Below are 13,336 nucleotides of genomic sequence, written 5' to 3'. Positions count from 1 at the left end.
AACAGGGTGAACGGCACCAATGTGGTTTCCAACTTGCTTACGAGGTCGTCACGATCCTGTAACTACCCTTAATCCTTGGCATCCCGGCTGTGTCAGACGCCTTCTGCCATTTTTGCACCATCGCGGATTGGGGGTGGAGTATTGAAAAGGTGAGCTCCAGGTATTTTGCATTTCGCTCGAATGATCGACCTGTCACCGGTCTCGACTGGCTCGATTCTCGGCACGGTTTTTCCTTTGGCGACCACTACGATCCGGACAACACACATCACGGTGTCCTGATGGTTCACAACGACGAAACCGTTGCGCCACAGCAAGGCTTCGACACCCACCCGCATCGCAATATGGAGATCGTGACGTGGGTGCTGTCAGGGTCGCTGGTCCACCAGGATTCGATGGATCATGCGGGCGCCATCTATCCCGGTCTGGCGCAACGGATGAGCGCGGGCAGCGGTGTCACCCACTCCGAGCGCAACGACACCTGGCGGGGCGGATTGGTCCGCGGCGGCCGCCCGGTTCCGACCGGCGCCGAGCCGGTGCACTACATCCAGATGTGGGTCCTGCCCGACGACACCGGTACCGAACCCGGCTACGAGCAACTCGATGTCGCCGACGAGTTGCGGTCCGGGTCGCTGGTGACCGTCGCCTCGGGCATACCCGCCTATGACTCGGCCATCCGGATCGGCAACAACTCGGTGGCCTTCCATGTCGCCAGGCTCGACGCCGGGCAATCGGTGACCCTGCCCGATCTGCCCTGGGGACACGTCTTCATCGCCTCCGGGTCGGCCCGGCTCGAACCCATGCCCGACGACCTCCACGCCGGGGACACCGTCCGGATCACCGGCGGCGGCGGTGAACGTCTCACCGCGATCACCGCCACCGAGGTCCTCGTCTGGGAGATGCACCGCACCCTCGGCGGCTGAACCCCCCGTCGAGCGGGCCGATATCACCGTCGAGCGGGCCGATATCACCGTCGAGCGGGCCGATGGACGGTGGTCAGGCGGCAACCGCAGCGGCCTTGACCGCGTGGCTGACCTCCGATCGCAGCGCGTTGTAGTCGCTCGAGTTGCGGAGTTCGTCGTAGTCGACGTGACCGCGTGGCAGATCCACCTTCAGGTCGAGCGCGACCTTGCCGGGCCGTTTGGTGAGCACCACGATCCGCGAACCCAGGAACACCGCTTCGTCGGCGCTGTGGGTGACGAATACCGATGTGCGGCCGGTGTCCGTGCTCACGGACCGGACATCTTCCTGCAACCGCTCACGGGTCAGGGCGTCCAGAGCCGCAAACGGCTCGTCGAGCAGGAACAGTGGATTCTCCGCCGCCAGTGCCCTGGCAATGGCGACGCGCTGTTGCTGGCCTCCCGAGATCTCCCAGATGCGACGTTCCGCCGTACCTTCGAGCCCGACCCGTTCGAGCAATTCATCCCGCCGGGTGGTCCGCTCGGACTTCGCCACACCGGCGTACTTCAACGCCAGGTCGACGTTGCCGCCCACCGTCCGCCACGGGAACAGCCGTGGCTGTTGGAACACCACCCCGGCCGATTCTCCCGGGACCGGGGCGCGCCCGAGCACCTCGACCGCACCCGCGGTGGGTTGTTCGAAGCCGGCGATCAGTCGCAGCAACGTGCTCTTGCCACACCCCGAGGCCCCGACCAGGACCAGGAACTCCCCGGCCGGGACGTCAAGGGACACCGGACCCACTGCGGTCACCGCATCGGGACCGCTGCCGTAGCGGTGCTCCACGGCGTCGAGCCGGACCGCGCTCACCGACCGGTCATCACTGGTCGAGGGCACCTGGCAGGCCTTCCACGTAGATCGCCTGCTGCAACTCTTCCAGAGTCGGCGCTTTCTCGATCTGCTTCTGCGCCGCGAGGAACTCGGCCGCGCTGAGCAGGTTGTTCGCGAGGTTGCCCACCGCGCCGGGTGTACCCAGCCACTGCGGCGACGCGATCTGTGCAGGGGTCAGGAACACGCCCTGCTTGAGCTGGCCAAGGGCTTCGTCGGCGCTGATGCCGAGTTCTTGTCCGACGAATCCCGCGGCGGCCGCGGGATCGTTGTTGATCAGGTCCAGCGCCCGGGCCTGCACCTTACGCCAGGCGTCGACCGCGGCGGGGTCGTCGGAGATCAGCTGGTTCGACACCACCCCGAGGTCCAGGGTGGGGTTGCCGGATTCACCGATCGCCCGGCTCGTGACCAGGTCCTTACCGGTCTTGCGAAGCTCATCGAGGGTCGGCAGCCAGGTGTAGGCGGCATCGATGTCACCCCGTTCCCAGGCCGCGAGGATGGCCTGGGGTTGCAGGTCGACGATCTTGACGTCGTCGGCCGACAGTCCGGCCTGTTCCAGTGCGACGAGCAGACTGTAGTGCGCTGTCGACGCCAGTGCGGTGCCGATGGTCTTGCCCTTCAGTTCGGCAACACTGTTGATGTTGGTCCCGTCGCGTACGACGAGGGCTTCGTTGTCCCCGGCGACGTCGAGCACGAACGCCACCTTGTATTCGATCGGTGAGGTCCCGGACAGGCCTCTGGCGACCGGGCTCGATCCGATGGCGCCGATGTCGATCGAGTTGGCGATGAAGGCCTGGTTGATCGTGGCGCCGGACTCGAACTTGGTCCATTCGATGGTGTAATCCGGCAGGGCCTCTTCGAGCCACTTCTGATTCTTGACGATCAGGTCTCCGCTGGGGAACGACTGGTAGCCGATGGTGATCGTCTTGCCGCCGTCGCTGTCGTCGGAGCAGGCGGCGAGACCGAGCGTGAGGGCCAGGGCGGACAGCGCGGCGACGAACGTGACCCGTCGCCGGCGTAGGCGAGCAGATATGAGGGAGCGACTCATGGGAGTGGGGGGTTCTTTCTCTAGTGGGACTCGACGTTGCACAAACAGGGGGTACGAAAGAAATCGGTGGGCGGCCGCGATCAGACCCGGCCGCGCCAGGGGACGGTCTTGCGCTCGATGAGCTGGAGCAGTCCGTCGATGATCAGCCCGGAGGCTCCGATGGCGATGATCCCGACCAGGACCACCGGCGTGTTGTTGTAATTGGATGCGTCCCTGACCATTCCGCCGATACCGGGAAGTCCGTTGACGAGTTCTGCCGCGACGAGCGACGAGTACGCAACGCCGACCGCGAGGCGGATACCGGTGAACGTCTCCGGCAGTGCCGATGGGACCACCACGTCCTTGATGACGTCGAACTTGCTTGCACCCAGCGCTTTCGCGGCCTCGACCAGACCTTGCGGCGCCGCCAGGACGGCCGATGTGGTCGCCACCGCAACCGGCGGGAAGGCGGCGATCGCCAGCAGCGTGATCTTGGGTTCCTCGTTGATGCCGAGCCAGATGATCAGCAAGGAGAAGTAGGCCAGTGGCGGCAACGTGCGCAGGAAGGTGATCCAGGGTTCGAACAACGCACGAATCTTGCCGAAGGTACCCATCAGCAGGCCGAAGGCAATTCCCACCAGGATGCCGATGGCGATGCCGTAACCGATCCGCTCGAGGCTGATCAGCAGGTGTTCCCACAGGTACTTGCCGGCGTATCCCCGCACACCGTCAGTGGTGGTCGAGGTCTTCACGAAGGCGTCCCACACCGCGGACGGGGGCGGCACCAGCGTCTCGTTCCACAGCTTCAGACCGACCACGAGCTGCCAGAGCGCGACGAACACGACCAGGGACAGCAACGGCAGTCCGACCCGCGACAACAACGGCCGAACACGCGTCCCCCGACGGCGGGAGAGCGGCGCATCCGGGCCGGCGGTTTCCGACGGCTTCTCGATGGCGGGAACTACGGACACTGCGGACCCCTGGTGACTGATGGAGAGGGAATGACACCGAAGGCTCCCGAGCGGACGGCCTACGGAAAGATGCTCACCGACAACAGTTCTGCGACTCGAGGCGGCAGAGGTCCACCGAGAGCATGCGCACCGGGGTTGTCATGAACACCGCGTCACGTTAGCCCAGCACTTCCCCCGCCCGCGGCGTTGGATTTGGTCCGGGTTCAATCCTTTACCGGTAAGTTCATAGCTGGTATGTGGCAGGCGGTCGCCTTCTGCCATCGCAGCTTCGTGTTACATAATCGTTAGCTCGTCGGATCGCGAGCTGTGTCGCCAGACGATCACGTCCGTTGGGACGATTGTCAGGCGACCGACAACCATTGCCAGAGGGCACGAGGGAGCAAGTGATGGAGCGGGACAGCACCGGCACCGAGCAGGTCGAACAAGTGCTCGGGGGTGTCATTCAGCATGCGGGCAGCTTCCGCTTCCTCATCGAAGCGCAGCAGTGGTTCTGGTCCGACGAGGTCGCCGCGATCCACGGCTACGGCCCCGGCGAGGTCACCCCGACCACTGAACTACTGCTGTCCCACAAACACCCCGAAGACCGTCAACGCGTCGAGCACGTCGTCCACGAACTTCTCGAGGGCAAGGCGTTCAGCAGCCGCCATCGCATCATCGACCGCGCCGGCAGGGTTCGTCACGTACTCGTGATCGGCGACCGGATGACCGACCCATCCGGAAAGCTGATCGGCACCGAAGGGTTCTATGTGGACCTTACAGAGGCACATAAAACAGAGTTGAAAGAAACGATGGACGCCGCGGTCAAGGATTTCGCGGCGTCCCGGGCGGTGATCGAGCAGGCCAAGGGCATGTTGATGCTCACCTACGCCATCTCTGATGATCGGGCGTTCGAGGTGCTGACCTGGCGTTCACAGCAGACCAACACCAAACTTCGCGCGCTGGCCCAGAGCATCGTCGATGCAGCGGTCGGAGCGGTTCCGGTCAGCGACGAAAGCCGTCGCGCATTCGACCATCTGCTGCTCACCGCGCACCAGCGGGAGGGGTCTGCGCTCAACGGCAGCTGACGAACCGGCCGAGGAGTGCCAGGATGGTCTGGTGACTTCATCAACCGAGACCGCTGCCGCCACCGAATCGCCGGATCCCCGGTCCGGAATCGACCTGCGCTGGGTCGATGATTCCGTGCGGCCCCAAGACGACCTGTTCGAACACGTGAACGGCGTGTGGTTACGCGACCACGTGATTCCCGACGACCGGGCCGTGGACGGCGCCTTCCATGTGCTCCGCGATCGCGCCGAGGAAAACGTCCGCGACCTGATCACCGAGTGCGCCGAGTCCTCGCCGGAACCCGGCAGTGACGCCCAGAAGATCGGCGACCTGTACGCCAGCTTCATGGACGAGGAACGGATCAACTCACTCGGCATCGAACCGATCCGGGCCGATCTGGCAGCGCTGTCCGACGCAGCAGACCGCACCGAGCTGGCCCGCCTGATCGGCGCGCAGCAGCGCCGGGGCATCGGCGGCCTGCTGGGCTACTACGTCGACACCGACGCCAAGGCATCGGATCGCTATCTCGTCCACATCACACAGTCCGGGCTCGGACTACCCGACGAATCGTATTATCGCGAAGAGAACCACGCCGAGTCGCTCGCCGCATACCGCGAACACGTCGCAAAGATGTTCCGGCTGGCTGGTTTCGACGACCCCGAAGGTGCCGCCGCGACCGTCGTCGACCTCGAGACGGCGATCGCCGCGCAGCACTGGGACGTTGTCCGCCGCCGCGACGCCGACCTCACCTACAACTTGCGCACATTGGCGGAATTCAAGTCCGAGGCAACCGGTTTCGATCTCGATGCCTGGACCGCGGGATTGAGCACCCCGGCCGGGGAAACATTCGGCGAAGTGGTCGTCGGACAGCCTTCGTTCATCTCCGGCGTCGCGGCGCTCTTCGCCGAGCGCGACCTGGCCGAGTGGAAACTCTGGGCACAATGGCGGTTGCTGCATTCGGCGGCGCCGTATCTGTCCGACGAGTTCGTGGCCGAGAACTTCGCGTTCTACGGCAAGACCCTCACCGGCTCCGAGGTCATCCGCGACCGCTGGAAGCGCGGTGTGGGCCTGGTCGAACAGGGTCTCGGGTTCGCCGTCGGCAAACTGTATGTCGCCAAGCATTTTCCACCCCAGGCCAAGGCCCGGATGGACGAGCTCATCGAGAATCTGGTGAAGGCCTACCGCCGCAACATCACCGACCTTGATTGGATGAGCCCGGCGACCCGCGAGAAGGCGCTCGTCAAACTGGAGAAGTTCACCCCCAAGATCGGCTATCCGGCGACGTGGCGGGACTATTCGTCGCTGACCATCGAGCGCGATGACCTGTTCGGGAACATCGCTCGGGCAAGCGCTTTCGAGGAGGATCGGGAGTTCGCGAAGATCGGCGAGCCGGTGGACCACGACGAATGGTTCATGACGCCGCAGACCGTCAACGCCTATTACAACCCGGGAATGAACGAGATCGTCTTCCCGGCCGCGATCCTGCAGCCGCCCTTCTTCGATCCCGAGGCCGACGATGCCGCGAACTACGGTGGGATCGGCGCGGTGATCGGGCACGAGATCGGCCACGGTTTTGACGACCAGGGCGCCAAGTACGACGGTGACGGCAACCTGATCGACTGGTGGACCGACGCCGACCGCGCCGAGTTCGGCACCCGGACAAAGAAACTCATCGAGCAGTACAGCCACTTCACACCCAAGGGCCTCGACGAGAAGTACAAGGTCAACGGCGAGTTCACCATCGGCGAGAACATCGGCGACCTCGGCGGTCTGTCCATCTCGCTGGTCGCCTATCAGATCGCGCTCGACGGCAAGTCCGCGCCGGTGATCGACGGACTGACCGGCCTGCAGCGGGTGTTCTACGGGTGGGCACAGGTGTGGCGCACCAAGACTCGGGATGCCGAGGCGATCCGTCGGCTGTCCATCGATCCGCATTCACCGCCGGAGTTCCGCTGCAACGGCGTGATCAGCAACATCGATGCCTTCTATGAGGCGTTCGATGTCAGGGCCGACGACGCCCTGTATCTCCCGGAACCTGAACGCGTCCACATCTGGTAGCGCTCCCCCACCCCGATGATGTGCCCTTTTGGCGGCGTCCACCTGCGGGTTTGTTCGCCAAAAGGCCACATCATCGGGGTCAGGGAGCGGTGAAGTCGGTGAGCCCGTCGGCGGGATCAACTGTTCCGCCGACGGTGTTCTGGACGACGACCGGGGCACCTTTGGGGGCATTCTCGAAAAACCATCGCGCGTCGTCGGTACTCACGTTGAGGCCACCACGCGAGACGTTGGTATTGCCTTGCTGGCCGACGGACCACGGCGCCGCATGCAGGAATATGCCACTGTTCGACAACCGCGTCGCGTACTCGACATAGGTGCGGTAGCCACCCGGCGAATCGACCGGCACGCCGTACGTGGAGGAGTCCAGGTACATGTCGGCGAACCGCTCACCGACCGTGTAGACGCCGTTGGGTGTCGGATTCTCGTTGGCGCCCATGGATGTCGGGATGGTGCGTGCCGTCGTGCCGTCGACGGACACCGTGATGGTGTGGGTGTTGTCGTCGGCCGTTGCGACCCATTCCTCTCCGACGGAAAACCCTGCGGCCGCACTTCCGGCCTGCACCTTGACCTTGGTTCCGGCCGGCCAGAATCCGGCCGGCTTCCAGCGCAGCTCTCTGTTGCCCACCCAGCGGTAGGCGCCGTCGACCTCGGGTTCGGTGGACACCCGGATCGCCTTCTCGGCGGTCTCCCTGTCCCCGATCGCCGCCGTGAACGAGATGATGACCGGCTGGGCGATGCCGACGGTCTCACCGTCGACCGGATCGAGTACGGGAGTGGAGAAGTTGGCGCGCGCCAACGGCTGCTCATCGGACGGTTTGACTGCGCCGGGATCGGGCAATGGGATGCGCGGCGTGGACAACCCCGGAACATCCGGACCGCCCGGCCAGAGTGGATCAGCCTGCACCGACACGACCGAACCACCGGCGACCAGGGTGCCGCTGACAACGACCAGCACCACACGCCCCGCGAGGCGGCCACCGATGATGCCGAGCTGCATGCAACGTCCCTTTGATCATCGCCTGTGCAACAGAGCGTGCCCACTGCGCCGGAAACGGCGATCGGCGCCAGATTGCCCAAGATACGTCAGCGCGCAACCATTCATCACGAACTCCCCCGACCACGACGGGATCGGTCGTCAGATGTCAATGAAACCGCCGAATACGCTGGTAAGTGCCGTCAGAACGGACGACTACGACGGCCCGCCCTCAGCGCGAGAGGAAATCGAGAACCGCACCCTCGAACGCGGTCTTGGCCTCGATCATCACCCAGTGACCGCATTTCGGGAAGACGTGCAGCTCGGCGTCGGGGATCAGCCGCATCGGCAGCATCGCCATGTCGGGAGGGCTGACCCGGTCATCGCGCCCCCAGGTCAACAGCGTCGGACAGCTCACCTTGTGCATCATCGACCAGTACGGCGGGGTATCGGATGCAGCCATGAACTGTTGCTGCATCTCGAATGCCGCCGAGCCGTACATCATCTGGGCGGTGGCCTGCGCGTCCGGATTGATCGCCGCCTCCCAGCGCTCCTCGATCAAGTCCTCGGTGATCAGGTCCCGGTCGTAGACCATTCCGGTCAGCCAGCGGATCAACTTCTCGCGGTCGGGCGCATCGGTGAACTCCTGTAGCAACCGCAGACCCTCGCTCGGACCGGGACTGAAGACATTGGGTCCCACACCACCGATGGTGACCAGCTTGCTCACCCGGTCCGGCTTCTTGATCGCCAGGTTGACGCCGACCACGCCGCCCATCGAATTGCCGATGATCGGCGCCGACTCGATACCGAGGGCGTCCATGAATCGGATCACCGACGAACCGGCGGTCAGGACCGGATGACCCTTGACCGGATCGCTGACCCCGAACCCCGGGAACTCCAGGACGTAGCAGTGGTGGGTCTGCGCGAAGACACCGATGTTGCCCCGGTAATTCCGCCAACCGGTGACACCCGGGCCCGACCCGTGGAGCAGGATCAGAGGTGGTCCCGACCCTGCCTCGTGATAGCGCAGCACGCCGGCATCGGTCGGTAGTTCTCGCTTGCTGGTCTCATATGTCACGTCCACCGAACCAGACTAGAACGTGTTCCAGTTTCATGTACCACTTGGGTGGTTTTCGACCGTTTCTGCGCCCAGAGATCGGTCGATCGCCTGCAACTGGACCACATCCACCGTCCGCAGGACCGACAGCGCGGATGACACCGCCAACTCGCAGGCGGTATCGATGCTCGCCCCCGCCACGATCACCGCGCGGTGGGCGACATCGAGGGTCATCCCGATCAGCATCGAGGCCAGGACGTCGACCCCGACACCGACGTGGTGCCCACGTTTGGAGAACGCAGCCCGGAGACGTTGCGCGAGTCTGGGTTCCAATGCGGCCGACAGTTGCCGCGCGGATTCGCGATGTTCCTCCCGGTTCGTCAGCAACACCCGGAACCCTTCTGGATTGCGGCGTGCGTATTCGAAGAGGACCTCCACCGAGTACCGGGTGTGGTCGCCGTAGGCCATCTCGTCGCCCTGGTCATAGGCGGCGAGTTTCCACCGGGTCAGCGTGCTCATCTCGCGATCGAGTACCGCGTCGACCAACGAATCCCGAGAACCGAAGTGCGCGTACAGCGTGACCCGGGACGTGCCCGCACGCTCGGCGATCATGTCCATGGTCGCCCGCCGGGCACCGACGTCGGCGATCACGGCCAGCGCAGCATCCATCAGCTCACTGTCGGTCGGCCGATTACGGGTGCTCCGAGTGGTTTTGGACCGACTTGCGGACGCGCGTGGCGTGTTCGACACAATCGTTTCCTCTACGGGTATACGGTTTTGTCTCAGCCTGCGGAGGCTGCCGCCTCATCATCGGGGCCGTCGACCAGACCGAAGTATGCGGCCTCAACCCTTTCACGCTGGGCACTGAGTTCGGCTGCGGGACCGGACAATGCCACCCGACCGTGGTGCAGCACGATCGCCGAATCCGCTATCGCAAGCGCGAGGTCGATGTGCTGCTCCACCAATACGATCGCCATCTTTTGTTCGTCGGCGATGGCGCGTAGTCGGGGCAGCAGATCCTTCACCGCGATCGGCGACAGTCCCAGGCTGAGTTCGTCGATGAGCAACACCTTGGGGCGGGGCAACAACGCCTTGGCCAGGGCCAGCATCTGCTGCTCGCCGCCGGAGAGGTTGCCGCACTTGCGTCCCCGCAAACCTTTGAGCTTCGGGAAGTATTCGAAGACGACGTCCACATCGGCGCCACCCTTGCGATGCGCCAGTCGAAGGTTGTCGGAGACCGAGAGCTTGTGGAAGACACCTCGATTGTCCGGCACCAGCGTGACGCCGCGCCGGGCGTTGCGTTCGATCCTCTTGTCCAACGGCTCCCCGAGCGCTGTGATGGTCCCCGCCATCACCGGCAACGCCCCGACCGCCGCGAGCAGCGTGGTGGTCTTGCCCGCCCCGTTCGGACCGAGCAGTGCCAGGATCTCACCCGCATGCACACGCGCATCGAGGTCCCGGACGGCGGGCACGCCGTCGTATCCGACGGTGATTCCCTCGATCGTCAGAACCGGTTGCGTAACAACACCTGTACTCATCCGGCGTCCCCTTTCTGCAGTCCGACGCCGGGTGCGCCGTCGAGATCGATGTCGGCCTCGGTGACCTCGGGGCTGCCGAGATACGCCGCAATTACCTCCGGGTTGTCCCGGATGTCCTGCGGTGCCCCGGAAGCGATGACCCGTCCGAAGTCCAGGACATACAGCCGGTCACACACTTCCAAGACCAGCGACATGTCGTGATCGATCAGCAGGATGCCGATCCCGGTCTCGGCGATCCGCCGCAGTTCGGCACCGAATGCCTTGCTCTCGTGGGTGTCGAGGCCGGCCGCCGGCTCATCGAGCAACACGAGCCGCGTGCCACCCACGAGCGCACGGGCCACACCCACCATCTTCTGCCGGCCCAGGGTCAATTCGCCCGGCCGTCGGTCGGCGACGTCGGTGAGCCCGACCATCGCCAGCGCCTCGCCGATCGTGGCCGCCGGTGGTTTCGACCCGGTGAACACGTCGGCGACCAGAGCTCGCAGCCCCGGACGTTGCACTGCGACAGCGAGGTTTTCGGCAACTGTCAGGTCCACGAACAATTCGCCGGCCTGCCAGGTGCGGGCCATTCCGGCACTGCGCCGGCGATGCGGACTCTGCTTCTCGATACGGGTCCCGGCCAGCGATACCTCGCCGGTTGATCTGGTGAATCCGGTGACGGCATCGACGAACGTGGTCTTCCCGGCCCCGTTGGGCCCGATCAATCCGACGATCTCCCCGGCCTCGACCGACAGGGCGATGTTGTCGTTGGCGACCACGCCGCCGTATCGCACCGAGAGATCACGGGCCTGCAGCAGCGACGTGGTGTTTTCAGCCGACATGAGAACTCGCTTTCGGTTCGGAGTTGTCGTTCGGGGGTGGTGGTGGCGACTGGGCCGGTGACGAAGTGCCGAACCTGGTCTTGATGTGCGTCACCGTCTCCTGCACGGCGCCGACGACCCCGACCGGGTTGAGCACGGCCATCAGCAGCAGGCTGCCTGCGGCGATGAGCTGGTAGTACTGTCCGAGATCGAGTGTCTGGGTGAGGAATACGTATCCGACGCCGAGCGGACCGATGATGCCGGCGATGAATGCACCCCAGACCGAGGTGATACCGCCGACGTAAGTCATGGCCAGCAAGACCAGACCGACGATCACCGTGAACGACGCCGCCGACAACTGCCCGCGGCTGTAGCCGATGAGGCAACCACCGACACCGGCCAGGAAGGCGGACAGGGCGAACCCGAGTAACTTGGTCGCCGCGACGTTGATCCCCACCGACGCCGCCGCCCGTTCGTTGGAACGGACCGCGAGAAATGCGCGCCCGGTCGAACCCGCCATGAATCGCAGGACGATCAGCGTCAGCACCCCGACAACCACCAACACCATCATCGAGAATTCGATGGTCGTCAGTTCGGTCCCCTGTCGCACCGACAGGTCCCACCCGAAGAGCTTCGGATCCTCGATCAAGTTGCCCTCGAACGGCGTGATCGACGGGTTGTTGAAGATGAAGCTCTGAATGGCCAGGGCTGCAGCCAAAGTCACCACCGCGAGTTGCGCGCCTCGGATGCGCAGGGCCGGAACGCCGACGATCACACCCAGCGCGGTAGCCAGCAGCGCCGAGATCAGGATGCTGAACGGGAAGGGCACGCCCCAGTTGATGGTCACCTTCGACAACGCGAACCCGGCGGTACCGGCAAAGGCCATGCTGGCCAGTGAGATCTGCCCCAGATAGCCGGTGAGCAATACGAGCGACAGTGCGATGAGAGACAGGATCATCGAGGTCACAATTCCGAAACGCCAACTGCCCGAGGTCAACAGAACCGCGATCACCACTGCCGCGATCATTACGACGACGGGGATCGGGCGGATACGCGGAATGGTCACCGCCGGCATCTTCGCCTCCCCGAGAGAGCCGCGTGACGGGATCTTTCCACCGAGCAGGAACAGGGCAACGACCACGATGACGAACGGGACGGCGTCGCCGAGACCGGTCTGCGCCCAGCTCGGCCACCACTCGAGTGTGCCGGCCCACAGGATGACCGCCTGGAATGATCCGAGTACAAGCCCGGCCGCGCAGGCGATTCCGAACGATGTCAGGCGGCCGACGAGTGCGACGGCCAGGGCCGGGATGATGTAGAAGGTGTAGCTCGCCGAGTCCAATCCGATGGTGTAGGCACCCAGGACGACGATCAAACCGGACGCCGCGCCGCTGATGACCCAGACGATGGCAGCCAGTCGGTCCGGCGAGTATCCGGCGAGCCGGGCGGCGAGTTCGTCTTCGGCACCGGCCCGCGTGGCCACTCCGAGGGTGGTCAGCTGGAAGTATGCCCAGAACAGTCCCGCGATGACGATTGCGGTGGCCGCCAGCAGCAGGTCGCTGACATTGATGACCGCACCGGCGAGTTCAAAAGTCTTCTCGGGCAAGACCGGCAGCGCCATCAGCGAATCGGTCTCGAAGCGCAGGGACACCAGGGCCTGGATGAAGAGCATCAATCCGACCGAGGCGACCACCTGCGCCAGGACCGGGGCACGCCGCAGCGGCCGGAAGATCAGGAGATGGGCCAGCAGCCCCCAGATCGCCGCGGTGGCCACGCCGATGATGATCGCCGGGACCATCGCTGTCGGATCGTCCTCGCTACCCAGCGAGATACTGCCGATCGGCAGCACGAACGTGCCATCGGTACGCAGTGCGGCAACAACATACACCGCCCACAGGGCGATGGACCCCTGTGCGAAGTTGATGACTCCGGTCGCGGCGTAGATCCCGACGAGGGACGTCGCGAAGACCGAATAGATCGCACCGACAGATAGGCCGAGGAAAACGAACTGCAGAAACTGACTCATGAGACCGTGGCCACCTCACTCCCGCTCGTGTGATTCATGGGTGGGCGCCAGGGTGCGAAC

General features: G+C 64.6%; 12 protein-coding genes. 3 read left to right on the top strand and 9 right to left on the bottom strand.

The window, feature by feature from the left end:
• The first annotated feature begins 149 nt into the window (after window positions 1–149).
• Entirely contained in the window at window positions 150–920 is a 771-nt protein-coding gene (locus AC51GT_RS14080; protein ID WP_496329171.1) for a pirin family protein, read from the top strand.
• 73 nt (window positions 921–993) lie between these two features.
• On the opposite strand, the gene AC51GT_RS14075 is transcribed toward AC51GT_RS14080, so the two are convergent.
• The 3 genes from AC51GT_RS14075 to AC51GT_RS14065 all read right to left on the bottom strand — a co-directional run bounded on the left by AC51GT_RS14075 (window position 994) and on the right by AC51GT_RS14065 (window position 3,780).
• Window positions 994–1,791, bottom strand: coding sequence for an ABC transporter ATP-binding protein (locus AC51GT_RS14075; protein ID WP_496329170.1), 798 nt, complete (start codon window positions 1,789–1,791; stop codon window positions 994–996).
• Window positions 1,775–2,830, bottom strand: coding sequence for a taurine ABC transporter substrate-binding protein (locus AC51GT_RS14070; protein ID WP_496329169.1), 1,056 nt, complete (start codon window positions 2,828–2,830; stop codon window positions 1,775–1,777). Before AC51GT_RS14070 ends, AC51GT_RS14075 begins: the two co-directional genes overlap by 17 nt.
• 80 nt (window positions 2,831–2,910) lie before the next feature.
• On the bottom strand, window positions 2,911–3,780 hold the full coding sequence (locus AC51GT_RS14065) for an ABC transporter permease (protein WP_496322625.1): 870 nt from the start codon (window positions 3,778–3,780) through the stop codon (window positions 2,911–2,913).
• A 386-nt stretch (window positions 3,781–4,166) separates the two neighbouring features.
• Here AC51GT_RS14065 and AC51GT_RS14060 point away from each other — a divergent pair, with 386 nt between their 5' ends.
• Both AC51GT_RS14060 and AC51GT_RS14055 read left to right on the top strand, forming a co-directional pair.
• Window positions 4,167–4,844: a PAS and ANTAR domain-containing protein gene (locus tag AC51GT_RS14060; protein WP_496329168.1), complete on the top strand. Its 678-nt coding sequence runs from the start codon at window positions 4,167–4,169 to the stop codon at window positions 4,842–4,844.
• Between the two features lie 31 nt (window positions 4,845–4,875).
• Window positions 4,876–6,882: a M13 family metallopeptidase gene (locus AC51GT_RS14055; RefSeq protein ID WP_496329167.1), complete on the top strand. Its 2,007-nt coding sequence runs from the start codon at window positions 4,876–4,878 to the stop codon at window positions 6,880–6,882.
• 79 nt (window positions 6,883–6,961) lie between these two features.
• On the opposite strand, the gene AC51GT_RS14050 is transcribed toward AC51GT_RS14055, so the two are convergent.
• The 6 genes from AC51GT_RS14050 to AC51GT_RS14025 all read right to left on the bottom strand — a co-directional run bounded on the left by AC51GT_RS14050 (window position 6,962) and on the right by AC51GT_RS14025 (window position 13,276).
• Window positions 6,962–7,879, bottom strand: coding sequence for a L,D-transpeptidase (locus AC51GT_RS14050; RefSeq protein ID WP_496322622.1), 918 nt, complete (start codon window positions 7,877–7,879; stop codon window positions 6,962–6,964).
• 208 nt (window positions 7,880–8,087) lie between these two features.
• The gene (locus AC51GT_RS14045; RefSeq protein ID WP_496329166.1) at window positions 8,088–8,939 is read right to left on the bottom strand and encodes an alpha/beta fold hydrolase; all 852 of its coding nucleotides are present in this window, start codon (window positions 8,937–8,939) and stop codon (window positions 8,088–8,090) included.
• 27 nt (window positions 8,940–8,966) lie between these two features.
• Window positions 8,967–9,581, bottom strand: coding sequence for a TetR/AcrR family transcriptional regulator (locus tag AC51GT_RS14040; protein ID WP_496322620.1), 615 nt, complete (start codon window positions 9,579–9,581; stop codon window positions 8,967–8,969).
• A 113-nt stretch (window positions 9,582–9,694) separates the two neighbouring features.
• Window positions 9,695–10,450, bottom strand: coding sequence for an ABC transporter ATP-binding protein (locus AC51GT_RS14035; RefSeq protein WP_496329165.1), 756 nt, complete (start codon window positions 10,448–10,450; stop codon window positions 9,695–9,697).
• Window positions 10,447–11,271: an ABC transporter ATP-binding protein gene (locus AC51GT_RS14030; RefSeq protein ID WP_496329164.1), complete on the bottom strand. Its 825-nt coding sequence runs from the start codon at window positions 11,269–11,271 to the stop codon at window positions 10,447–10,449. The genes AC51GT_RS14035 and AC51GT_RS14030 overlap by 4 nt, the downstream gene beginning before the upstream one ends.
• Entirely contained in the window at window positions 11,261–13,276 is a 2,016-nt protein-coding gene (locus AC51GT_RS14025; RefSeq protein ID WP_496329163.1) for an ABC transporter permease, read from the bottom strand. The genes AC51GT_RS14030 and AC51GT_RS14025 overlap by 11 nt, the downstream gene beginning before the upstream one ends.
• Between the last annotated feature and the right edge of the window lie 60 nt (window positions 13,277–13,336).

This window comes from Williamsia sp. z34, assembly GCF_059553395.1.
Note: the sequence above shows the minus strand (reverse complement) of the source record. Positions and strands in the feature narration are given on the sequence as shown.

Coding starts and splice junctions, on each gene's coding strand:
- AC51GT_RS14070 (WP_496329169.1), bottom strand. CDS start 2,830: ATGAGTCGCTCCCTCATATCTGCTCGCCTACGCCGGCGACGGGTCACG.
- AC51GT_RS14060 (WP_496329168.1), top strand. CDS start 4,167: ATGGAGCGGGACAGCACCGGCACCGAGCAGGTCGAACAAGTGCTCGGG.
- AC51GT_RS14050 (WP_496322622.1), bottom strand. CDS start 7,879: ATGCAGCTCGGCATCATCGGTGGCCGCCTCGCGGGGCGTGTGGTGCTG.
- AC51GT_RS14040 (WP_496322620.1), bottom strand. CDS start 9,581: ATGGATGCTGCGCTGGCCGTGATCGCCGACGTCGGTGCCCGGCGGGCG.
- AC51GT_RS14035 (WP_496329165.1), bottom strand. CDS start 10,450: ATGAGTACAGGTGTTGTTACGCAACCGGTTCTGACGATCGAGGGAATC.
- AC51GT_RS14030 (WP_496329164.1), bottom strand. CDS start 11,271: ATGTCGGCTGAAAACACCACGTCGCTGCTGCAGGCCCGTGATCTCTCG.
- AC51GT_RS14025 (WP_496329163.1), bottom strand. CDS start 13,276: ATGAGTCAGTTTCTGCAGTTCGTTTTCCTCGGCCTATCTGTCGGTGCG.